Origin of the sequence: Micromonospora sp. WMMD998, from assembly GCF_029581235.1 — a bacterium.
Classification (GTDB): Bacteria; Actinomycetota; Actinomycetes; order Mycobacteriales; family Micromonosporaceae; genus Micromonospora.
The window spans coordinates 1,733,031-1,755,250 of the sequence record NZ_CP120740.1; the positions used below are offsets into that span (position 1 = coordinate 1,733,031).

Genomic DNA, 22,220 nt, shown 5'->3' on the forward strand with positions numbered 1-22,220 from the left:
AGGGCCCCCGCCTCTACCGAAAGCGTTAAGCGGGGGCCCCTCCTTACACCTACAGGGGGATGTTGCCGTGCTTCTTCGGGGGGAGCGTCTCGCGCTTGGTGCGCAGCACCCGCAACGCGCGGACGATCTGGGTGCGCGTCTCGTACGGCGGGATCACCCCGTCGACGTAGCCGCGCTCCGCCGCGATGTACGGGTTGGCGAGCGTGTCCTCGTACTCGGCGATCTTCTCGGCCCGCACCGCCGCCGGGTCGTCGGCGTTCGCCAGCTCCGAGCGGTAGAGGATGTTCACCGCGCCCTGCGCGCCCATCACCGCGATCTGCGCCGTCGGCCAGGCGAAGTTCAGGTCCGCGCCGAGGTGCTTGGAACCCATCACGTCGTACGCGCCGCCGTACGCCTTGCGGGTGATGACGGTGACCTTCGGGACGGTGGCCTCGGCGTACGCGTAGATGAGCTTGGCGCCCCGGCGGATGATGCCGTCCCACTCCTGCCCGGTGCCGGGCAGGAAGCCGGGCACGTCCACGAACGTCAGCACCGGCACGTTGAACGCGTCGCAGGTGCGGACGAACCGGGCTGCCTTCTCCGAGGCGGCGATGTCGAGCGTGCCGGCGAACTGCATCGGCTGGTTGGCCACCACGCCCACCGGGCGTCCCTCGACCCGGCCGAAGCCGACCACCATGTTCTGCGCGTACAGCGGCTGGACCTCCAGGAACTCGCCGTCGTCGAGCACGTGCTCGATCACCCGGTGCATGTCGTACGGCTGGTTGGCCGAGTCCGGGATCAGCGTGTCCAACTCCCGGTCCGCGTCGGTGATCTCCAGCTCGGCCGGCGCGTCGAACACCACCGGCTCGTCCAGGTTGTTGGACGGCAGGTACGACAGCAGCGCCTTGACGTAGTCGACCGCGTCCTCCTCGTCCGTGCCGAGGTAGTGCGCGTTGCCGCTGCGGGCGTTGTGGGTGCGGGCGCCGCCCAGCTCCTCCATGCCGACGTCCTCGCCGGTGACCGTCTTGATGACGTCCGGGCCGGTGATGAACATGTGCGAGGTCTGGTCGACCATCACGGTGAAGTCGGTGACCGCCGGGGAGTAGACCGCGCCACCCGCGCACGGGCCCATGATCAGGGAGATCTGCGGGATGACGCCGCTGGCCCGCACGTTGCGGAAGAAGATCTCGCCGTAGAGGCCGAGCGACGCGACGCCCTCCTGGATCCGCGCGCCGCCGGAGTCGTTGATGCCGACCACCGGGCAGCCGATCTTCATGGCCAGGTCCATCAGCTTGACGATCTTCTCGCCGAACACCTCGCCGAGGGAGCCGCCGAAGACGGTGAAGTCCTGCGCGAAGACGCAGACCTGCCGGCCGTCCACGGTGCCGTAACCGGTCACCACGCCGTCGCCGTACGGGCGGGTCCGCTCCAGGCCGAAGTTGGTGGAGCGGTGCCGGGCGAACTCGTCCAGCTCGACGAAGGAGCCCTCGTCGAGGAGCATGGCGATCCGCTCCCGGGCCGTCTTCTTGCCCCGCGCGTGCTGCTTCTCGACCGCGCGCGCCGACCCGGCGTGCACCGCCTCGTCGACCCGTCGCTCCAGGTCCGCCAGCTTGCCGGCGGTCGTGTGGATGTTGGTCCCGGTCTCGGTAGTCACCCGTGGAATATAACGATGGTTCAGGCGAGTGATGCTGTGCAGTGCGCCTCATCCGGGCCGTAGGCTGGCGGGATGCCCGGCTCGCCGTACACCGATCTGGACCGCCCGCCGCTGTCGGCGGCCCGGCTGCGGCGCGCGCTCGTCGCCCCGCACGGGCCCTGGCGCCGGCTGGAACTGGTGGCGGAGACCGGCTCGACGAACGCCGACGTGGTGGCCGCGGCGCGGGCCGGCGAGCCGGAGGGACTGGTGGTGGTCGCCGAACGGCAGACCGCCGGCCGGGGCCGGCGCGGCCGGATCTGGCAGTCGCCGCCGCGCGCCGGCATCGCCGCGAGCGTCCTGCTCCGGCCGGGCGAGGCGGTCGCCGGGCGCGGCTGGTCGCCGGTGCCCGCCACCGGGTACGGCTGGCTGCCGCTGCTGGCCGGCGTCGCGCTCGTCGAGGCGGTGCGCCTGCTGGCCGAGGTGGACGCCCGGTTGAAGTGGCCCAACGACCTGCTTGTCGACGGCGCGAAGTGCGCCGGGGTGCTGGCCGAGGCGGTGCCCGGCGACGGGGCCGCCCAGCCGCCCGCGATCGTGGTCGGCATCGGCCTGAACGTGACCCTGCGCGCCGATGAGCTGCCGGAGAACCCGACCGGCCTGCCGGCCACCTCGCTCCAACTGGCCGGCGCCACCGCCACCGACCGGGATCCGCTGCTGCGGGCGGTGCTGCGCGCCTTCGCCGACTGGTACGAACGCTGGCGCGACGCCGGGGGCGACGCGGTGGCCAGCGGGCTGCGTGCGGCGTACCTGGCCGGCTGCGCCACGATCGGCCGCCGGGTGCGGGTGCTACTGCCGGACGGCCGTGAGGTGCACGGCACCGCCGCGGGCGTGGACCCCGACGGCCAGCTCCTGGTCGAGACCGCCACCGGCACCCTCCACCTGGCCGCCGGCGACGTCCTCCACCTGAGGTGAAAGGAGGGGGCCCTTGTTAACGCCTCCGGTAGAGGCGGGGCCCCTTTTTAACACCCCGCGCCGGGTAGCCGCCCGCGCGGCCGATGCCGCCGGGGTGTGCTGACCAGTTACGGTCAGCGCGTCCGGTTCTGCGAGGAGGTTGGCAGTGGCGTTTCCCGAAGACGTGCTCACCGAGGACGAGCACGTCGTGTTGCACCTGCACCCGCACTGGAAGGCCGTCATCCGGCCGATCCTGGTGCTGGCGCTCACCGTCGCGGCGGTGGTCGCCGCCTGGATCCTGCTGCCCGACGGTGACGGCGGCACCATCGCGCTCTACACCATCGCCGGGCTCGGTCTGGTGCTGACCCTGTGGTTGGGCCTGTGGCCGTTCCTGGTCTGGCGCACCACGCACTACCTCTTCACGAACGAGCGGGTGCTGCTCCAGGAGGGGGTGTTCTCCCGGCACCGGCGGGACCTGCCGCTGACCCGGATCAACGACCACGCGATGAGCCAGCGTTTCGTGGAGCGGATGCTCGGTTGCGGCACGTTGACCATCGAGTCGGCCGGTGAGCGGGGCCAGTCGGTGCTCCCCGACGTGCCGCACGTGGACCGGGTGCAGACGAAGCTCTACGAGCTGGTCGAGGCCCAACACGACAAGCACAGCCTGGGCGACGACGAGATGCGCGACATCCTGGCCGACATGGCCGAGGGCAAGTCGCTGCGCGACCCGTCCTGACCTTCCGGGGTCGCCGGAGCGGGGCGGGCGTGGTCAGCGGCGGGTGCGGCGGGGTCGCAGCTCGGCGGCGAGTTCGGCGTCCAGGTTGGCGCCGACCGCGCCGCCGAGGGCGTCGGCCGGTGCCGTCCGGCCCTGCGGCGGGGTGTAGTCGCCCACCGGGCGGCCCGTGCCCAGGGGCGGCTCTTCCTCCTCCAGCTCGCTGACGGACTCGGCCAGCTCCGCCACCGGGTCCATCTCGGCGACGTTGTCCCACTCGTCCCGGGGCACCGAGTGCCAGGTCTCCTCGGCATGCTTGGGCACCGGCTGGAACACGAACGTCCGGTAGGACCAGAAGCGGAACAGGGTGGCCAGCAGGACGCCGATCGTCTTCGCCAGGTTCAGCGCCAGCAGGCCGTGCACGCCGAGGCCGTACTTGGCCAGGGCCAGGACGCCCAGTTCGATGATCAGGCCGGCGCCGTTGAACACGAAGAAAAGGGCGTATTCGCGCCTCAGCGCGGATTTCGGCCGATCCCGGTACGTCCAGTGCCGATTCATCAGATACGACGTGATCGTCGCCACGACGGTCGCGATCGCCGTCGCCTTGAGCTGGCCGTCTCGGAAAAGCGTGAGCGCCAGCGCATTGAACACCGCGTAATTGATGACGGTGTTGACGCCGCCGACGATGCCGAATTTGGCCGCCTCGCGGATGAACTTCTGCCAGCGCTCGGGCAGCAGACGGACTCCAGGCATGCGGAACACCTTAGGGCAGTGGGCAGGGCCGGCTGGGCCCAGCGGGTCGGGATGGGCGGTGGGTCACGCCCCGGACTCTCGATCGTGGCTCGGTGCCGGAACAGGGGGAGTTCCCGCCTCGACGAAGACGAACCGTCGGTACGACCAGAACCGGAACAGCGTGCCCAGGCCGGTGCCGACGATGAAGCTGGCGAAGTTGTCGGCCAGCGGCGTCTGGAACACCTCCGGCCAGAGCGCTCCCAGGCCGTAGTGGCTGATCGCCAGGCAGGCCACCGCGATGCCGAGGCCCACCGCGTTGAAGAAGAAGAACAGCGCGTACTCGCGGGCGGGATGGGAACGCTGCCGGTGCCGCCAGGTCCAGAACCGGTTGCCGACGAAGGCGACGGTCGCGGCGATCACGGTGGAGATGGTCTTGGCGGCCAACGGGGGCATGCCGCGACCGCTCGCCAGGTAGTTGAAGAGCGCGAAGTCGACGAGGAACGCGAAGCCGCCGACGGTGGCGAACTTGCTCAACTCGTGGATGAGGTGACCGAAACGGTGGAGTAGGGCTCCGATCGGACCCCGGCGGGTCGGTGGAGCCCCCGGTTGATCCCCGGTCATCGTCGTGGCCACTCGCAGAGAGTACCGGTTGGCCCTGAACGGGACCGACCGCAACGGCGAGTCGCCCGGCGGGAACCGTTGCGGCGGTCGCCTCCGCCGGGCCGCCGCCGCCCCCGGCGTCCTCCCGCGCGGTCCGGCGGTCAGTGAGCGGAGCGTGACCGACGGTACGAATGCGGAGAACGTGTTCCGCTCCGGTGCCGGGAAGGTTCACCGCAGGATTTGCGTGAAACTGCGCGCGAAAGCGGGTATCAGATCGTGAAGCCGCAGCGTGGGCGTAGCTTGTGCAGTTCTTCACAACCAGTCCCACTGACTGGGGACGCAGCCCGGTTTACGCTGAGTCCAATCCCAGGTTTCCACGACGGCGGCGCTCTTGCCCGCCAGAACTCGTGCATCCCATAGATCGGTCAGCGTCGACCACAAGGAGATGTGACATGGTTGCTCCGGCTGTTGTGCGGGGTATCGATCAGGCCCCGACGTCCCACCCGAAACTGCTCGCCTGGGTCCGTGAGGTCGCGGAACTGACCACCCCGGAGCGGGTGGTCTGGGTGGACGGGTCCGACGAGGAGTGGCGTCGCCTCACCGACGAGCTCGTCTCCAGCGGCACCCTGATCCGGCTGAACCCCGAGAAGAAACCCAACTCGTTCTATGCGCGGACGGACCCGACGGACGTCGCCCGGGTCGAGGAGCGCACGTTCATCTGCTCCGTCGACGAGGCGGACGCCGGCCCCACGAACAACTGGATGGCGCCGGCCGAGATGAAGCGGACGATGACGGAGCTGTACCGCGGCAGCATGCGCGGGCGCACCATGTACGTCATCCCGTTCTGCATGGGTCCGGTCGAGGCGGAGAACCCCATGTTCGGCGTCGAGATCACCGACAGCCCGTACGTGGTCGCCTCTATGCGGATCATGACCCGGATGGGGTCGTCGGTCCTTTCGGCGATGGGCGACGACGCCGACTTCGTGCACGCGCTGCACTCCATCGGCGCCCCGCTCGCGCCGGGCCAGCAGGACGTGGCGTGGCCGTGCAACGAGACCAAGTACATCTCGCACTTCCCGGAGACCCGGGAGATCTGGTCCTACGGCTCGGGCTACGGCGGCAACTCGCTGCTCGGCAAGAAGTGCTACTCGCTGCGGATCGCCAGCGTGATGGGGCGCGACGAGGGCTGGCTCGCCGAGCACATGCTGATCCTCAAGATCACCTCGCCGGAGGGCCGGGTCTACCACATCGCCGGCGCCTTCCCGTCCGCCTGCGGCAAGACCAACCTCGCCATGCTGGAGCCGACGATCCCGGGCTGGAAGGTCGAGACGATCGGCGACGACATCGCCTGGATGCGGTTCGGCCCGGACGGCCGCCTCTACGCGATCAACCCGGAGTACGGCCTGTTCGGCGTCGCGCCCGGCACCGACTGGAAGACGAACGCCAACGCCATGCGGACGCTGGACCGGGGCAACTCGGTCTTCACGAACGTGGCTCTCACCGACGACGGCGACATCTGGTGGGAGGGCATGGGTGAGCCGCCGGCACACCTGGTCGACTGGAAGGGCAACGACTGGACGCCGGAGAGCGAGAGCCTGTCCTCGCACGCGAACAGCCGGTTCTGCACCCCGATCACCCAGTGCCCGATCCTGGCCGACGACTACTACGACCCGAACGGCGTGCCGATCGACGCGATCCTGTTCGGCGGCCGGCGGCGCGACACCGTCCCGTTGGTCACCGAGGCGCGGGACTGGGTGCACGGGGTCTACCTGGGCGCCACGCTCTCCTCGGAGACCACGGCCGCCGCCTCCGGCGCGGTCGGGGTGGTGCGTCGCGACCCGATGGCCATGCTGCCGTTCATCGGCTACCACGCCGGTGACTACTTCCGGCACTGGATCGAGATGGGCAAGGGCGCCGACGGCGACGAGGCCAAGCTGCCCAAGATCTACTACGTCAACTGGTTCCGCAAGGACGCCGACGGCAGCTTCCTCTGGCCGGGCTTCGGTGAGAACTCCCGGGTGCTCAAGTGGATCATCGAGCGACTGGAGGGCCGGGGCGAGGCGGTGGAGACCCCGATCGGCATGGTGCCGGCGCAGGACGCGCTGGATGTCGACGGCCTCGACATGACCCCGGAGGACGTCCGGATCGCCCTGAAGGTCGACCCGGAGGAGTGGCGCCGGGAGTTGCCGCTGGTCACCGAGTGGTTCGAGAAGTTCGGCGACAAGCTCCCCGGCGTGCTCTGGGCCGAGCTGGACGCGCTGCGCGCCCGGCTGGACGCGGAGCCGCAGAAGTAGCAGGTGTGCCGGTTGCCCGTGCCGGGCAACATCGGATGCCATGAGGACGGCCGTCGAACCTGTCGAGGTCCGGCGGCCGTCCGCCGTCCGGGCGCTGACCACGCTGCTCGCCGTGACGGCGGCGGCCACCGTCGTGGTCGAGCTGCTCAATTACTGGTACGCCCCGGAGCAGGAGTTCGGTCTCGCGGTACGCACCGGCTGGGCGATGCTCCGGTCGTTGGGCTTCCTGATCCTGATCGGGCACGTCAACCGGGGCCGGGTGGCGGCCCGGCCGTTCGGGTTGATCCTGGCCGTGACCACGGTCTTCGCGGTGGGCCGCTTGGTCGTGCCGCGTGCCGGCGTGCCCGCGTTGCCCGGCCTGCTGGGGTTCGCGGCGCTCACCGCGCTCTGCGTCGCCGTGGTGGTGTTGCTCTACCGCTCCGACGCGGTCCGGGCACACCTGGTCCGGCACCGCAAGGGACTGGTCGTCGAGGGCGGGACGATCGCCTGGCGCGAGGTGGCGCCGAAACGTCCGCAGGCGAACGGATGGCTGCTCACCGCCCGGGTCGCGGCGTTCACCTACAGCCCGCTGATGCTGGTGCCGGCGCTGGTCGCGACCGGATCGGTGCTGGACGGGGGCGTCGCGGCCGTGCCGGCGCTGCTGTTCTGGTTCGGCGCCGGCATCGCGGCCAGCTACGCGGTGCTCCTCTGCACCGCGTTCCTGCTGCGCGGAAAGGGCTGGGCCCGCCGCGCGCTCGTGGTGGTCACGCTCGGCGTGCTCGCGCTCGACCTTCCGCTCTGCTGGTGGCTGCTCGGCTCCGACGGCCTGATCCGCGACGGCGCTCCGCTGCTGACTGCAGCCGCCCTCTGCCTGTACTCCCTGCGCCGCTCCACTGCCTGACCCCGCGTCCCCCGCCTCGTCGATCGAGGAGTTCGCGTCACGACGCCCTCGCCATTGCCCTCCAGAATCTCGGTCAACGCCGTCGATCTTGGACTTGTGGCACCTCCGATATCTCCCCGAAAGCGACATTTGGTGGCACCACAACTCCAAGATCGGCGAAACGGCGGACCCAAGCTCACCCGCCGCCACGGAGAGCGAGACGGTGAGCAGGGAGGTGGGGCGGGCGTGGGAGGGCGGGGAGCGGGGGAGGATGTGGGGGTGGGTGGTGAGGTCTGGGATGTGGTTGTGGTGGGGGCGGGGCCGGCCGGCGCCGCCGCCGCGATCGCCGCGCGTCGCGCCGGGGCGGAGCGGGTGCTGCTGCTCGACCGGTACGACTTCCCCCGGGACAAGGCGTGTGGGGACGGGATCGCCGCGCACGCGCTGGACGTCCTCGCCGAGCTGGGCGTGACCGGCGCGGTCGACGGGTACGCGCCCCTGCCGGCGCTGCGTCTGGTCGGCCCCGGCGGCGGCACGGTGGCCCGGGCGCTGCCCCGGCCCGCGTACACGGTGCCCCGCCGGGTGTTCGACGCGCGCCTGGTCCGGGCCGCGGTCGAGGCGGGGGCGGAGCTGCGGCGGCACACCGTCCGTCGGGTGGAGGTGGGCGCCGGCCGGGTGGTGCTGGACGGGGAGCTGGCCGCGCGGGCGGTGGTCGGGGCGGACGGCGCCGGTTCGGTGCTGCGCCGGACGCTCGGGCACCAGGTGAACCCGGATCGGCACCTCGCGCTCGCCATCCGTGGCTACGCGCCCACGCCGCCCGACCGGCCCGGCCTTGCCGCGCCGCCGGCGCCGCCCGTGCCGCCCGACCCGCCCGAGCAGCTCATCGTCACGTCGGCGGCGCGCTGGCCCGCGTACGCCTGGGTCTTTCCGATCGGTGACGGGCGCGCGAACGTCGGGTACGGGGAGGTGCTGCGCGGCGAGCCGCTGACCCGCGCGCACCTGCTGGACCGGATGGCCGCGCTGCTGCCCGGCGTCGATCCGGGCACGGTGACCGATCTGCGGGCGCACCACCTGCCGCTCTCCACCCACCGGCCGGCGCCGGGCCGGGGCCGGGTGCTGCTGGCCGGCGACGCGCTGTCGTTGATCAACCCGTTCACCGGCGAGGGCATCTTCTACGCGCTGCGGTCCGGCGCGCTGGCCGGCACGGCGGCGGCCGGCGCGCCCGCCGACGCGGCCCGCCGGTACGCGGCCATGCTGCGTGCTCGGCTCGGTACCCACCTGCGGCACAGTTCGGCGGCGGCCTGGCTGGCCCGGCGGCGGTGGGTGGTGGACGCGGCGGTCGGTGCGGCGGGCCGGGACGAGCGGGTCTACCGGACGGTGGTGGAGTTGGGGCTCGGCGACGGACGCCTGGACGCCCGCACGTTGGCCGCGATCGCCGCCGGCGTGCCGGGCCTGCGCCGGGCCACGTCACCGGGGTCGACACCGAGCTGAACGGGGCGCGCCGTCCCGCGATGCGCCACCGCGGCACTGATCTTTCCCGTGGGTCGCTACCCTGCAAGGTGATGACTCTGCGGAAACTCCTCTACTCCGTGTACGAGCGCCGGCTGACGGCGAAGCTCGCGGGCCGGCCCGTGCCCGCGCACGTCGGCGTGATGTGCGACGGCAACCGCAGGTGGGCCCGGGAGATGGGCTTCGTCGATCCGAACGACGGCCACCGGATGGGCGCCGAGCGGATCAAGGAGCTGCTCCGCTGGTGTGACGCGGCGGGCGTCGGGCACGTGACGCTCTGGTTGCTCTCCACCGACAACCTGTCCCGGCCGGCGACCGAGCTGGATCCACTGCTCCAGATCATCGAGGATCTCACCACCGAGCTGGCCGAGGAGGGCAACCCCTGGCGGCTGCGCATGGTGGGCGCGCTCGACGTGCTGCCGGCGCAGCACGCCGCCGCGTTGAAGGGCGCCGCGGAGCGCACCCGGGACCGCGACGGCGGGGCACAGGTCAACATCGCTGTCGGGTACGGCGGCCGGCGCGAGATCGCCGACGCGGTCCGTTCGCTGCTGCTGGAGCACGCGGCCCAGGGCGGCACGATCGAGGAGTTGGCCACCACGATCGACGTGGAGCACATCTCGGAGCATCTCTACACCAAGGGGCTGCCCGACCCCGACCTGATCATCCGGACCAGCGGCGAGCAGCGGCTCTCCGGGTTCATGCTCTGGCAGAGCGCGCACTCGGAGTTCTACTTCTGCGAGCTGAACTGGCCCGACTTCCGCAAGGTCGACTTCCTTCGCGCGCTGCGCTCCTACGCCACCCGCCAACGCCGCTACGGGGTCTGACCCTTCGCCGCTGCGGCCCGGTCAGCGCAGGTGGGGCAGGGCGGCGGTGAGGAAGTCGCCGAGGGCGGCGGGGGAGTCGAGCGTGAGGTCGGCGGCGTCGGCCACCTCGTGGCCGGTCTCCGGGTTCGCCACGGCCACGCAGACGCCGAGGAAATCCGGGTCGGTGGCGGCGCGGGCGCGGAGCGCGGCGAACGCCTTGATGTCGGAGACGTCGTCGCCGAAATACCACGCGCCGCCGGCGTCCCGGACCGTCTCGCCGATGACCATGCCCTTGTCCCGGTCGACCGGGGGCTTCAGTTCCAGCACCATCCGGCCGGCCTGGCAGCGCAGGCCCAGCCGCTCGGCGCGGGCCCGGCCCCACTCCTGCACCAGGTCGCCGAGCTGCGGGGCGGTGCGCCAGTGCAGCGCGACGGAGAGCCGCTTGAACTCGACCAGGGCGCCGGGCGGCAGCTCGGCCTCGGCCTGTTCGGCAAGCTCGGCCATGGTTGGCACCCAGGGCAGGGCGGCCGGCTCGGTGACCGTCTCGCCGCCGGAGTGGCTGTGCTCCAGGCCGTAGAGCCCGTACAGGTCGATGCCGGCCAGGCCGCCGAGGTGGTTGCGGAGGAACTCCACCGGGCGCGCGGAGACGATGGCGATCCGGCGTACGCGGGCGGCGAGCGCCTCCAACGCGGCGAGCACCTTGGGCGCGGGCCGGACCGCGGTGGGGTCGTCGTCGACCGGCGCGAGTGTGCCGTCGAAGTCGAAGAAGAGCACCATGTCACTGGCGCGGGCGGCGGTGGCACGCCACGCGTGTTCGGCGTCCAACGGGGTCTTCGGCTGCTGGTTGCCCAGATTCAACGGCGGCACGCGCGTCAGCGTACCCCGCGCCGGGCGGCGTATTCGTGGCCGAGACGTGACTGTGGGACGACCGGGGAGTCAGCGTTCGGCGGCTCCTCGTCCCCGGCGCCCGAACGGCACGACTGCCGCTTCCTGCCCGTGGCTGAGCAGGTAGCCCTCCACGAAGCCGGTGTTCCGGTCGCCGGTGTGCGCCTCGATCTCGTTGAGTCGCGCCACCAGGAATTCGGTGAGCGCGCTGACCCGGTCGTTGAGGCGGTCGTGCAGCTCGGCGACGACGGCGAGGATCACCGCCGTGCCGGCCGTGGTGAGCGCGAGAAGATTGACGACGAGCGGAAGCTGCCCGCCGTTCAGCACGCCGACGACCACGTTGCCGGTCACGCACGATGTCACCGACACCACGGCGACCACGACTGCCAACCATTTCAGGGTCATGGACAGACCCCTCCTTCTGTCCCGCAGGGCTGGGTTCGGCTGTGTCCCGTCCCCCCGCCGATGACGAGCCCCTAGCAGTACAAACGTGGACGCTAGCGGGTCCGATCCGTCCCCGAGGCGAATTGATCGGTCCCGACCTTCCGTTCTTTCGCCATCTGAGGAACTACCCGGCCTGCTTCCCCCTATTTCGGACATTTGCCGAAAGCGTTGGGCGATATGCGAGGTATCTAATGGTTTCTCGAATGTGGAACTTCTCCGCGTCGGAGACGCTCGGGTCGACCAGTCGGCGCAGCAGCGCCTCCACGTCCGGGTCCATCGGGGGCGGGACGGAGGTGGGGCGGGCGCCGGTCGCCCGGTCCCAGCCGAGCGCGGTGAACGCGGCGGCCGGATCGAGGCCGAGCCCCTCGCAGAACGCGACCACCCGCTCGGCCTCGGGATCGCTCGCCCAGTCGCCCCGTACCCAGCGGTTGATGGTCTGTCGGGAGACGCCGGTGCGTCGGGAGACCTCGGTGCCGCTCCAGGCCCGCATGGCGCGGGCGTCGTCGAGCGCCCGGCGGACGAAGGTGGCGAAGGCGATCTTCCGTGCGTTGGCCGTCTCGGTCACCCCGTGACGGTACGGCCGGTCTGTTGCGTCAGGGTGACTCGGCACGCTGATGTCACGCCTACGTGACGCCGATCCGGACCTTCCGATAACCGGTCCAGAGCCGCTCCTGGGGGGTATCACCTGGGCAGAATAGATAGACAGGAGTGCGGCGGCAAATGGCCAAAAAGCTGATACTGTCACGCTCATGAGACAACTTACGGTGTGTCACGTGCTTGAGACGGAAGGTGCTCACGTGCGTCACTCCGCGGTTGCGGAGGGGGTCTCGTGACCGAGGTCGCGACCCGAGCCCAGGCATTCGGGCTGATCGCCGACGGAGTCTCCGCCGGGTTGAGCGCCCCGTGGCGCCTCTACCTCGCCCGGGGCTGCCGCTATCTCTCACTCAGCGTCGGCGACCGGGCGGAGTGGGACGCCTGGCGTACCCATCTCGGCTGTCCCGAGCTGAGCGTGCGGGTCTACGACTCCGGCGGCGAGATCCGCCGGGCGTCCGTGGCCGAGGTGATCCTCGACGGATGCCGGATCAGCGTCGAGCTGGTCGAGGAGGTCAGCACCGCCGACCTGGAACGGCTTCTGGTGGTCGACCCGCTGCCCGGGGCGGACGAGCGGTGAGCCCCTTCCTCGCCGTCGTCCTCGTGCTGGTGCTCAGCGCCACCTGCTACGCCGCCGGCCGGCTGCACGGCCAGCTCAGCTATCGGATCGGCTACCGGTTCGGCTACCGGCAGGGCTACTTCGACGGCGACCGCGGCGCGTGGAACCGCAGGCGTCGGGAGGCCCAGGCCGTCATCGCGTCGGCGCTGTCCGGCCCGGCCCCGGCCGCGGTGACGTCGGTCGGGCGTCCGGCCGCGTCGTTCGCCGGCACCGCCGCGCCCGCCGCGGTCACCGCCCGGCCGGGGCCCCCGGCGGTACGGGTCACCGCGCCGGGCGGGACGGCGGCCCGCCCGGGCACCACGTACACCGGCTCCTCGTTCGGCGCGACGGCCAGCGGGCCGCGCGCCGGGACGCTGGTCCGTCGGTCGGGCTGAGGCCCGCGGGGACCGGCCGGGACGCGCCCAGGGGGCACCGCGTCCCGGCCGGTCCCCGCGAAACAGGCCCTAGCCGCGCGGGCCGACGGCGATTAGCGTCTAGGCATGGCGCGGGGCTTTCCCGGGCCAGCCGGACAGCCCGGACCTGCGAACCTCGCGCACGGGGCCCGCATCCGACCCCGTGTCCGCCGGGCACCGGAAGAGGCGGAACTCGGGTGGCCGGGTGCCCATCCGCGGAGCAGGCCTGTGACCACTCGCCGTACCCCCGCCGGTGCCGACCAGACCCCGGCCTCGACCGCCACGACCCGTCGGACCACCCGCAGCCGGCGCACCGCCGCCGCTGCCGCCACCGAGGAGCCTCGACCAGCGGGCCCGGCCTTCGTGCTGGACACCTCGGTCCTGCTCTCCGACCCGGCGGCGTTCCACCGCTTCGCCGAGCACGAGGTGGTGCTGCCGCTCGTGGTCATCTCCGAGCTGGAGGGTAAGCGGCACCACCCCGAGCTGGGCTGGTTCGCCCGGCAGGCGCTGCGCATGCTGGACGAGCTGCGGGTGCGGCACGGCCGGCTGGACCGGCCGGTGCCCGCCAACGACCAGGGCGGCACGCTGCGGGTGGAGCTGAACCACACCGACGACGGGGTGCTGCCGCCCGGCTTCCGCAACGAGTCGAACGACGCCCGGATCCTGTCGGTGGCGCTCAACCTGGCCGCCGAAGGGCGCGAGGTGACCCTGGTCAGCAAGGACATGCCGCTGCGGGTGAAGGCGGCCTCGGTGGGCCTGCGCGCCGACGAGTACCGGCACGGTCAGGCGAGCGATCCGACCTGGACCGGGATGGCCGAGGTGGAGCTGGCCGAGGAGGAGATCACCCGGCTCTACGCGGGCGAGACGCTGGACATCGACGCCGCCGCGGGTCTGCCCTGCCACACCGGCCTGGTGCTGCACTCGGCGCGCGGCTCGGCGCTCGGCCGGGTGCTGCCGGACAAGACCGTGCGGCTGGTCCGGGGTGACCGGGAGGCGTTCGGCCTGCACGGGCGTTCGGCGGAGCAGCGGATCGCGCTCGACCTGTTGCTGGACGAGTCGATCGGCATCGTGTCGATGGGCGGCCGGGCCGGCACCGGCAAGTCGGCGTTGGCCCTCTGTGCCGGCCTGGAGGCGGTGATGGAGCGCCGCCGGCACAAGAAGGTGATCGTCTTCCGCCCCCTGTACGCGGTCGGCGGCCAGGAACTCGGCTATCTGCCCGGCTCGGAGTCGGAGAAGATGTCGCCCTGGGCCCAGGCCGTCTTCGACACGCTCGGCGCGGTGGTGCACGAGAACGTGCTGGAGGAGGTCACCTCGCGCGGGCTGCTGGAGGTGCTGCCGCTCACCCACATCCGGGGCCGGAGCCTGCACGACGCCTTCGTCATCGTCGACGAGGCCCAGTCGCTGGAGCGGGGCGTGCTGCTCACCGTGCTCTCCCGGATCGGTCAGGGGTCGCGGGTGGTGCTCACCCACGACGTGGCGCAACGCGACAACCTCCGGGTCGGTCGGCATGACGGCGTCACCGCGGTGATCGAGGCGCTGAAGGGCCATCCCCTCTTCGCGCACGTCACGCTCAGCCGATCGGAGCGTTCTCCGATCGCCGCGATGGTCACGGATCTCCTGGAGGACATCCCGGGCTGAGCGCATTTGCCCCCATTATTGGTGTGGCGCAGATCACTTTTGGCCTCCGTGGTTTCCCACCGGCCTCACCGTGCGCGATGGTGTCCATCGAGCGTCACCGACAACTCCAGTCCCTGGAGTCCCATGCACACCTGACACTCGTCGAGCATTCCCCGCCACGGTGGCGGGAGCCACGAGGGTCGGTGCGTCGGCTGAGACCGGCGGGTCGGGGCGCTCGCGGCATCCCGGCGCGGCCGAACCCGGCCACGCGAGGTGCCGTGTCCCTGCCTCCGACGAAGGGAAACTTCGTGAGTCGGCTGTGGAGCCGGTTCGGCGCCCGTACGGCCGCTGTCGCGCTGCTCTCCGTGGGCGTTGCCGGCGGTTTCTACCTGGGCGAAGATCGTCAGACCCAGCAGGAGGGCCTGACCGCGCAGGTCGGCCGCGAGGTCGACCGAGCCGAATACACCTACCAGCGCGAGCAGCAGGCCCACCACCGCGTGCAGTCGTCCCGGCAGCGGGCCGCGGAATACCAGGCCAAGCTGCGCGCCGCGGCGGCGGCCAAGGAGGCCGCCGAGCGGGCCAAGGCGGCCGAGAAGGCCGCCGCGAACCGCAAGAAGGAGCGGGAGGCGGCGAAGGCCGAGGCCGAGGCCGACGCCAAGATCAAGCCGTACGCGGGGGAGATCCCCGCCTCCTGTTCGGAATACAGCGGCAACCGGAAGATCGGCTGCGCCCTCATGCTCGACAAGGGCTTCGGCATCGACCAGTTCCCCTGTCTGGACAAGCTCTGGAAGAAGGAGAGCGGCTGGAACCCGAAGGCGTCCAACAGCAGTTCCGGTGCGTACGGGATTCCGCAGGCCGTGCCGGGCAGCAAGATGAGCTCGGTGGGCGACGACTGGAGGACCAACCCGGCCACCCAGATCAAGTGGGGCCTCGGCTACATCAAGGGCAAGTACGACACCCCCTGCGGCGCCTGGCAGCAGTCGCAGAGCGAGGGCTGGTACTGACCGGCTGAGAACGTCCGGACGGCGGCGGGAGACGCGGAGATCCGCGTCTCCCGCCGCCGTCTCACCCGCTCAAGTGGCGGCCGGGCGCATTTGCTGATACCTGTTGGTGAGTGACCTGGCCCGACAGCCCTCGCGGCGGAGACCCCAACCGGTTCGGCACGGACGCGTTCTACGCGGCGCTCGGCCGGGCCTTCGTCGCCATGTGCGCGGTCGTGCCGGTGCTGTTCCTCATCGAGGCGCTCGACGTCGGACTGCGCCTCAACCTGGACGTCACCGCCGGCATCATCCCGCACCGGATCCAGGGCCTGGACGGCGTCTTCTTCTCGCCGTTCCTGCACGCCGGCTGGAACCACCTCTACAGCAACAGCATCCCGCTGATCCTGCTCGGCACGTTCGTGCTGGCCGCCGGCACCCGCCGGTTCCTCTGGTCCACCGCGGTGATCATCCTGGTGAGCGGGCTGGGCGTCTGGTTCACCGGCTCACCGAGCTCGGTGGTGGTCGGCGCGAGCGGGGTGATCTTCGGCTATCTCGGCCTCCTGCTCACCCGGGGCGTGGTGGAGCGGAGCTGGTGGAACTTCGCCGTGGTGCTGCTGGTCGGGCTGCTCTACGGCTGGCAGTTGCTGGGCATCCTCCCCACCGACGAGCGGATCTCCTGGCAGGGCCACCTGTTCGGGCTGCTCGGCGGCGTGGTCGCGGCGATCCTGTTCCGCCGCCGCTCCGACATCGATGCGCCGGACCGGCTCGGGTCACCGCCGGTCACCCTCCCCTGACGACGCGCTCGTCCATCGGCGGGACGTGCTTGCCCACGCCCACCCCTCCGCCTACCGTCGGCATCAGCACGCGTTGATCCACCCCGGGCGGAAAGTGACGGTACGCCATGCGCGAGGTCGATGTCGCCGTGATCGGGGCGGGCCCGGCCGGGCTCTTCGCCGCCTACTACGCCGGCTTCCGCGGGCTCTCCGTGGCCGTGATCGACGCGCTGCCCGAGCCGGGTGGCCAGGTCACCGCGATGTACCCGGAGAAGCTGATCCTCGACGTCGCCGGCTTCCCCGCCGTCAAGGGCCGGGAACTGGTCGCGAACCTGGTCGCCCAGGCCGCGCCGTTCCACCCCGAATACCTGCTCGGCGTACGCGCGGAGAAACTGTCGTACGTCGACGGGCGACCGGTGCTCGGGCTGGCCGGCGGTGAGCAGTTGAGCTGCGGCGCGGTGGTGGTGACCGGTGGCCTGGGCAGCTTCACGCCCCGGCCGTTGCCGGTCGCGGAGAGCTTCACCGGCGCCGGGATCGTCTACTTCGTGCCGCAGCCGACCGAGCTGACCGACCGGCACGTGCTCATCGTGGGTGGCGGCGACTCGGCCTTCGACTGGGCGGCCACACTCGCCCCGCTGGCCCGGTCGGTGACCCTGGTCCATCGTCGGGAGCGCTTCCGCGCGCACGCCGCCACCGTCGAGCGGGTCCGCGCGCTGCCCGTGCGGGTCGTGGTCAACGCCGAGGTGAGCCGGCTGTACGGGGAGGAGCGCGTCACCGGCGCCGAGCTGACCGTACGCGGCGGCGACGTGGAGTCGCTGCCGGTGGACACGGTGGTGGCCGCGCTCGGCTTCACCGCCGACCTGGGCCCGCTCGCCGAGTGGGGGCTCACCCTCGACCGGCGGCACATCGTGGTGGACAGCGCGATGGCCACCAACCTGCCGCGGGTGTTCGCGGCCGGCGACATCACCGAATATCCGGGCAAGGTCCGCCTGATCGCCACCGGCTTCGGCGAGGCGGCGACCGCGGTCAACAACGCCGCGGTGGCCATCGACCCCGCCGCGCACCTCTTCCCCGGCCACTCCTCCGACGGCACGTAAGGAGGGGCCCCTTCTTAACGCCTCCGGTAGAGGCGGGGCCCCCGCTTAACACCGCTGACCGGTGTCAGGGCAGGCCGATCAGGTCGGCCATCAGGCCGATCTGGTGGTCGAAGTATTCGTCCCGGTGCGGCAACGCCCGGTTGATCCGGCCGAACAGCTCGAAGCTGATCAGCCCGAAGAGCTGGGTCCAGCCCGCCATCCCGCGCGCCATCAGCGCGGGCGGCAGCGCCACGCCGGTCTGGTCGACCAACTCGGCCACGTCGTCGCGCAACGGCTCGGGCAGGTCCTCGTCCGGCGGGGCGATCCGGCCGGAGGACACCCCGTCGCGCAGGATGCCGATCAACGCGAGCGGCGGGCGCAGGGCCGGCGCGATCGTGTCGTCCGGGGCCGCGTACCCGGGGATCGGGCTGCCGTAGAGCAGCGCGTACTCGGCGGGGTGGGCCAGCGCCCAGGTGCGCGCGGCCCGGCAGGTGGCGAACCAGCGACCGCGCGGGTCGTCGGGGTCGGCGGCGGCGTCCGCCGCCTCCACCGCGTCACCGAGCGCGTCGTACGCCTCCAGGATCAGCGTGGTGAGCAGGTCGTCCCGGCTGGGGAAGTAGCGGTAGATGGCCGAGGAAACCATGCCGAGGTCCCGGGCGACGGCGCGCAGGGAGAGGTCCGCGCCGTCGGTGGCCAGGTGGCGACGGGCGACCGCCTTGATCTCTTCGATCATGCCGGCGCGGACCCGGGCGCGCAGCGAGGGAGCGACCATGCCCTCACTGTGCCACGGATGAGAGCGCCAATCAAAAGAGAGAGCACTGCTCTTGACTTTTGGTCCAGGCCCGAGTCATGCTCTTCTTCGAGAGCGGTGCTCTCGATTCGGACTACTGCTTCAGACAAGGTGGACCCGCCATGGCCCTGCACGTGATCGTCGGCGCCGGACCCGTCGGCACCGCCACCGCCCGCCTCCTCACCGAGCGTGGCGAGCGGGTGCGGATGGTGACCCGGCGCGGCACCGGCCCGGAACACCCGGCGGTCGAGCGGGTCGCCGCCGACGCCGCCGACCCGGCGCGGCTCACCGCGCTGACCGAGGGCGCGGTCGCGCTCCACAACTGCGCCAACCCGGCCTACCACAGGTGGGCGACGGACTGGCCGCCGCTGGCCGCCGCGCTGCTCACCGCCGCCGAACGCAGCGGCGCGGTGCTCGCCACCGTCGGCAACCTCTACGGGTACGGCCCGGTGGACGCCCCCATGACCGAGGCGACCCCGCTCGCCGCCACCGGCACCAAGGGCCGGGTCCGCAACCGGATGTGGGCCGACGCCCTGGCCGCCCACCGCGCCGGTCGGGCCCGGGTCACCGAGGTACGCGGCTCCGACTACATCGGCGTCGGCGGTGTCTCGCTGGCCATGATGGTGCTGCCCCGGGTGCTCGCCGGGAAGCGGGTGTTCCTGCCCGTCGCCTGGGACGCGCCACACACCTGGACGTACGTGCCGGACGTCGCCCGTACCCTCGTCGCCGCCGCGACCGACCCGCGGGCCTGGGGCCGGGCCTGGCACGTGCCGAGCGCGCCGGCGACCTCGATGCGGGAGGTGGCCGAGCGGACGGCGGCCCGGGCCGGCGCGCCGGCGCCACGGCTGACCCGGATGCCCTACCCGGTGCTCTGGCTGGCCGGCGTGGCCAACCCGTTCGCCCGGGAACTGCGGGAGACCGCGCACCAGTTCGCCCGGCCGTTCGTGCTCGACTCCACCGCGGCGACCGAAACGCTCGGCATCGAGCCGACCCCGCTGGACCGGATCATCGAGGAGATCGTCGCCGGCCTGCGCACCCCGGCCGCGCGTTAAGCGGGGCCCCCGCCTCTACCAAAAGCGTTAAGCGGGGCCCCCGCCTTACCTCCGGGCGGCGGCGATGAGGACGGCGACCAGCGTCAGGGCGGCACCCAGCAGGGTGTTGGCGCCGGGGTGGCTGGCGGCGGTCGGCAGCACCACGTCCAGCAGCACCGCGCCGATGATCTGCCCGGCGATGGTGGCCAGGCCGAGCAGCAGCACCCCGGTGAACCGGACGAGCGTGGCGGCCAGCGCGATGAACACGATGCCGATCGGACCGCCGAGATAGAGCCACGGCTCACTCGGCAGACGGCCGGTCGGCCAACCCCGCACCGCCACCTCCACCAGGAAGGTGGCGAGCAGCGCCACCGTACCGACGGTGAAGTTGACGAGCGTGGCGGTCACCGCGCTGTCCGCCGCCGCCCGGACCCGGCCGTTCACCGCCTGCTGCCAGGCGATGGCGACCCCGCCGACCAGCGGCAGCAGGGCCAGCGCGAGCGCCCCCGGGTCGCCGAGCCGGTCGCCCACCGCCAGCAGTACGGCCAGCACGGTGAGCACCGCGCCGACCAGCCGGTTCGGGGTGACCGGTTGCCGGCCGGTCGGGCCGATGCCGGCGCGGTCGACGAGCAGGCTGCTGCCGGACTGCCCGGCCACCACCGCGACGGTGAAGACGGCCACGCCGAGCGCGCCGATGGTGAGCCCCTGGGCCGCCACCAGGAAGGCGCCGCACACCCCGCCCAGGCACTGCCATGGCCGCAGGGCGCCGGCGCGCAGCGCGCCCCGCAGGGTGGTCAGCCCTCGCCGGCCGGCGGCGGTGACGGGGACCAGCACCAGCAGGAGCAGCAGGCCCAGGCCGAACGAGACCACCGCGGCGGCGATCCCGTCGGCCAGCCGTACGCCCAACTCGCCGTTGATCCGGGACTGGACGGCCACCAGGACGCCGGAGGCGGTGGCCAGCCCGACGCCGGCGACCCGTCGCCCGGCCGACAGCGTCGGTGGTGCCGCCGTCCCGGCCGTCACTCCTGCTCGGCCAGCGGGCGCCCGTCGAAGTCGACCGCCGAGTAGAGGGCCAGCTTCTCCAGGCGGTGGTAGGAGTCGATGACCCGGATCGTGCCGCTCTTGGAGCGCATCACGATCGACTGGGTGTACGCGCCGCTGTTCCGGTAGCGCACGCCGCGCAGCAGGTCCCCGGAGGTGACGCCGGTGGCCACGAAGAAGCAGTTGTCGCCGGTGACCAGGTCGTCGGTGAACAGCACCCGGTCCAGGTCGTGCCCGGCGGCGATCGCCTTCTCCCGCTCGGCCGCGTCCTTCGGCCAGAGCTTCGCCTGCATCACGCCGCCCATGCACTTGAGCGCGCAGGCCGCGGTGATGCCCTCGGGGGTGCCCCCGATGCCCATCAGCACGTCCACGTCCGACTCGCCCCGGGCCGCCGCGATGGCGCCGGCGATGTCGCCGTCGGAGATGAACCGGATGCCCGCGCCGGTGCGCCGGATCTGCTTCACCAGGTCGTCGTGGCGCGACCGGTCCAGCACGCAGACCGTCACCCCGGCGGTGTCGGTGCCCTTGACCTTCGCGATCCGGCGGATGTTCTCGGCCACTCCGGCGTTGATGTCCACCACGTCGGCGTACGTCGGGCCGACGGCCAGCTTCTCCATGTAGAAGACCGCGCTCGGGTCGAACATCGCGCCGCGTTCGGCCACCGCGAGCACGGCGAGCGCGTTCGGCATGCCCTTGCTCATCAGCGTGGTGCCGTCGATCGGGTCGACCGCCACGTCCACCTCGGGACCGGTGCCGTCGCCGACCTCCTCGCCGTTGAAGAGCATCGGGGCGTTGTCCTTCTCGCCCTCGCCGATCACCACGACGCCCCGCATCGGGATCGAGTTGATCAGCTTGCGCATGGCGTCGACGGCGGCGCCGTCGCCGCCCTCCTTGTCGCCCCGGCCGACCCAACGGCCCGCGGCCATGGCCGCGGCCTCGGTGACCCGGACCAGATCGAGCGCGAGATTGCGGTCGAGATCCTGGGGCGTCCGCGTCCTGGTGATTGTCATGGCGGCCTCCTCCTCGCGACGTTGCGGGGTGGACCGGCGGGAGCACGGCCGTCGCCGCCGCCGGTTTTGTCGCTGATCCTCACACGATCTCAGGTTCACCGTCCCGGCGGGGCGGAGGAGGCCAGGATCACCTCACCCGAACGGCTGCGACAATGGCCGGGTGGATCCCGCACAGCCTGCCGACCGCGTACCGCCCGACGCCACCCCGCCCGACGGGCAGCCACCGGTGCGGCCCACCGCCGGCGCGACGCCGCCGGACGGGTCGCCCGCGCTTGTCGAGCCGCCCACGCCGGCGGCCGACGCGGGAGACCGGCCCGCGCCGATTGCGGACGCCGGGGACCGGCCCGCGCCGCCCGCGGGCCGGGACAAGGCCCGCTCCGAGCGGTCGCCGAAGGACATGGTCCTCTCGCTGCTCATCCTGCTGGTCCCGATCGCCCTGCTGATCGCCTTCTACCGGGGGTTCCTCGGCGGCGACTCGCCGGTCACCGTCGACCCCGCGCCCGCCCTGGAGCAGGCCCGGTCGGCGAACGCCTTCCCGGTCGCCGCGCCCTCGGGGCTGGACTCCGACTGGCGTACGGTCACCGCACGCTTCCGCACCGAGGCGGACGGCGCCACGCTCCGGATCGGGTACGTCACCCCGGAGGGCCGGGGCGCGCAGCTCGTGGAGAGCGACGTCCCCGCCGAGAAGCTGCTGCCGGCCGAGTTGAGCGACGGCCAGCCACAGGGCCCGGTGGACCTGCCCGACGGGCTGAGTTGGCAGCGGTACACCGCCCGCGGCAACGAGCAGGCACTCGTCCTGCTGGAGCCGGACCGCACGATCATCGTGGTCGGTGACGCGGGGGAGGCGGAGCTGCGTCGCCTCGCCACGTCGCTGCGCTGACACGCCGTCGGGATTGCGGAACGCC

General features: G+C 72.1%; 23 protein-coding genes. 14 read left to right on the top strand and 9 right to left on the bottom strand.

Features of this window, described 5'->3' with window-relative positions; genetic code table 11:
* Positions 1-49 precede the first annotated feature (49 nt).
* Positions 50-1,633: an acyl-CoA carboxylase subunit beta gene (locus O7619_RS08305; protein ID WP_282286765.1), complete on the bottom strand. Its 1,584-nt coding sequence runs from the start codon at positions 1,631-1,633 to the stop codon at positions 50-52.
* 72 nt (positions 1,634-1,705) lie between these two features.
* Here O7619_RS08305 and O7619_RS08310 point away from each other — a divergent pair, with 72 nt between their 5' ends.
* Together O7619_RS08310 and O7619_RS08315 are read left to right on the top strand one after the other, a co-directional pair.
* Entirely contained in the window at positions 1,706-2,581 is an 876-nt protein-coding gene (locus O7619_RS08310) for a biotin--[acetyl-CoA-carboxylase] ligase (RefSeq protein ID WP_282286767.1), read from the top strand.
* A 145-nt stretch (positions 2,582-2,726) separates the two neighbouring features.
* Complete coding sequence (locus tag O7619_RS08315) at positions 2,727-3,296, top strand: PH domain-containing protein (protein ID WP_282286769.1); 570 nt, start codon at positions 2,727-2,729, stop codon at positions 3,294-3,296.
* A 33-nt stretch (positions 3,297-3,329) separates the two neighbouring features.
* Here O7619_RS08315 and O7619_RS08320 read toward each other — a convergent pair whose 3' ends face one another.
* Both O7619_RS08320 and O7619_RS08325 read right to left on the bottom strand, forming a co-directional pair.
* Positions 3,330-4,025 carry a GtrA family protein gene (locus O7619_RS08320; RefSeq protein WP_282286770.1) on the bottom strand — a complete coding sequence of 232 codons (696 nt, stop codon included), beginning with the start codon at positions 4,023-4,025 and terminating at the stop codon, positions 3,330-3,332.
* Between the two features lie 63 nt (positions 4,026-4,088).
* Entirely contained in the window at positions 4,089-4,625 is a 537-nt protein-coding gene (locus O7619_RS08325; protein ID WP_348774373.1) for a GtrA family protein, read from the bottom strand.
* A 431-nt stretch (positions 4,626-5,056) separates the two neighbouring features.
* Here O7619_RS08325 and O7619_RS08330 point away from each other — a divergent pair, with 431 nt between their 5' ends.
* The 4 genes from O7619_RS08330 to O7619_RS08345 all read left to right on the top strand — a co-directional run bounded on the left by O7619_RS08330 (position 5,057) and on the right by O7619_RS08345 (position 10,087).
* Positions 5,057-6,898 carry a phosphoenolpyruvate carboxykinase (GTP) gene (locus O7619_RS08330; RefSeq protein WP_282286772.1) on the top strand — a complete coding sequence of 614 codons (1,842 nt, stop codon included), beginning with the start codon at positions 5,057-5,059 and terminating at the stop codon, positions 6,896-6,898.
* Positions 6,899-6,938: 40 nt separating this feature from the next.
* On the top strand, positions 6,939-7,778 hold the full coding sequence (locus O7619_RS08335; RefSeq protein ID WP_282286773.1) for a hypothetical protein: 840 nt from the start codon (positions 6,939-6,941) through the stop codon (positions 7,776-7,778).
* Positions 7,779-8,036: 258 nt separating this feature from the next.
* Complete coding sequence (locus O7619_RS08340) at positions 8,037-9,245, top strand: geranylgeranyl reductase family protein (protein WP_282286775.1); 1,209 nt, start codon at positions 8,037-8,039, stop codon at positions 9,243-9,245.
* A gap of 71 nt (positions 9,246-9,316) precedes the next feature.
* A complete protein-coding gene (locus O7619_RS08345) occupies positions 9,317-10,087 on the top strand; it encodes an isoprenyl transferase (protein ID WP_282286776.1) in 771 nt (256 codons plus the stop codon).
* Positions 10,088-10,108: 21 nt separating this feature from the next.
* On the opposite strand, the gene otsB is transcribed toward O7619_RS08345, so the two are convergent.
* From otsB to O7619_RS08360, 3 genes are all read right to left on the bottom strand, one after another.
* Positions 10,109-10,933: a trehalose-phosphatase gene (gene otsB, locus O7619_RS08350; protein WP_282286778.1), complete on the bottom strand. Its 825-nt coding sequence runs from the start codon at positions 10,931-10,933 to the stop codon at positions 10,109-10,111.
* A gap of 69 nt (positions 10,934-11,002) precedes the next feature.
* Entirely contained in the window at positions 11,003-11,356 is a 354-nt protein-coding gene (locus O7619_RS08355) for a hypothetical protein (RefSeq protein WP_091060788.1), read from the bottom strand.
* Positions 11,357-11,519: 163 nt separating this feature from the next.
* Entirely contained in the window at positions 11,520-11,960 is a 441-nt protein-coding gene (locus O7619_RS08360; RefSeq protein WP_282286782.1) for an XRE family transcriptional regulator, read from the bottom strand.
* Between the two features lie 264 nt (positions 11,961-12,224).
* On the opposite strand from O7619_RS08360, the gene O7619_RS08365 reads away from it, so the two are divergent.
* The 6 genes from O7619_RS08365 (at position 12,225) to O7619_RS08390 (ending at position 17,464) form a co-directional block, all read left to right on the top strand.
* On the top strand, positions 12,225-12,566 hold the full coding sequence (locus O7619_RS08365; RefSeq protein ID WP_281584951.1) for a hypothetical protein: 342 nt from the start codon (positions 12,225-12,227) through the stop codon (positions 12,564-12,566).
* Positions 12,563-12,979, top strand: a complete 417-nt coding sequence (locus O7619_RS08370) for a hypothetical protein (RefSeq protein WP_282286784.1) — start codon at positions 12,563-12,565, stop codon at positions 12,977-12,979. Before O7619_RS08365 ends, O7619_RS08370 begins: the two co-directional genes overlap by 4 nt.
* Positions 12,980-13,225: 246 nt before the next feature.
* Positions 13,226-14,635 (top strand): PhoH family protein, encoded by a 1,410-nt coding sequence (locus O7619_RS08375; protein WP_282286785.1) that lies wholly within the window; start codon positions 13,226-13,228, stop codon positions 14,633-14,635.
* 287 nt (positions 14,636-14,922) lie between these two features.
* Positions 14,923-15,618, top strand: coding sequence for a transglycosylase SLT domain-containing protein (locus tag O7619_RS08380; protein ID WP_282286787.1), 696 nt, complete (start codon positions 14,923-14,925; stop codon positions 15,616-15,618).
* Between the two features lie 110 nt (positions 15,619-15,728).
* Positions 15,729-16,388 carry a rhomboid family intramembrane serine protease gene (locus tag O7619_RS08385; protein ID WP_282286789.1) on the top strand — a complete coding sequence of 220 codons (660 nt, stop codon included), beginning with the start codon at positions 15,729-15,731 and terminating at the stop codon, positions 16,386-16,388.
* A 107-nt stretch (positions 16,389-16,495) separates the two neighbouring features.
* Positions 16,496-17,464, top strand: coding sequence for an NAD(P)/FAD-dependent oxidoreductase (locus O7619_RS08390; protein WP_282286790.1), 969 nt, complete (start codon positions 16,496-16,498; stop codon positions 17,462-17,464).
* A 64-nt stretch (positions 17,465-17,528) separates the two neighbouring features.
* Here the strand turns inward: O7619_RS08390 and O7619_RS08395 are convergent, their stop codons facing one another.
* Positions 17,529-18,215: a TetR/AcrR family transcriptional regulator gene (locus O7619_RS08395; RefSeq protein WP_282286792.1), complete on the bottom strand. Its 687-nt coding sequence runs from the start codon at positions 18,213-18,215 to the stop codon at positions 17,529-17,531.
* Positions 18,216-18,355: 140 nt separating this feature from the next.
* On the opposite strand from O7619_RS08395, the gene O7619_RS08400 reads away from it, so the two are divergent.
* On the top strand, positions 18,356-19,285 hold the full coding sequence (locus tag O7619_RS08400) for an NAD-dependent epimerase/dehydratase family protein (RefSeq protein ID WP_282286794.1): 930 nt from the start codon (positions 18,356-18,358) through the stop codon (positions 19,283-19,285).
* A gap of 45 nt (positions 19,286-19,330) precedes the next feature.
* On the opposite strand, the gene O7619_RS08405 is transcribed toward O7619_RS08400, so the two are convergent.
* Both O7619_RS08405 and glpX read right to left on the bottom strand, forming a co-directional pair.
* Complete coding sequence (locus tag O7619_RS08405; RefSeq protein WP_282288735.1) at positions 19,331-20,257, bottom strand: DMT family transporter; 927 nt, start codon at positions 20,255-20,257, stop codon at positions 19,331-19,333.
* A 26-nt stretch (positions 20,258-20,283) separates the two neighbouring features.
* Positions 20,284-21,315, bottom strand: a complete 1,032-nt coding sequence (gene glpX / locus O7619_RS08410; RefSeq protein WP_282286795.1) for a class II fructose-bisphosphatase — start codon at positions 21,313-21,315, stop codon at positions 20,284-20,286.
* A 160-nt stretch (positions 21,316-21,475) separates the two neighbouring features.
* On the opposite strand from glpX, the gene O7619_RS08415 reads away from it, so the two are divergent.
* Complete coding sequence (locus O7619_RS08415) at positions 21,476-22,195, top strand: DUF4245 family protein (RefSeq protein ID WP_282286796.1); 720 nt, start codon at positions 21,476-21,478, stop codon at positions 22,193-22,195.
* Positions 22,196-22,220: the final 25 nt, after the last annotated feature.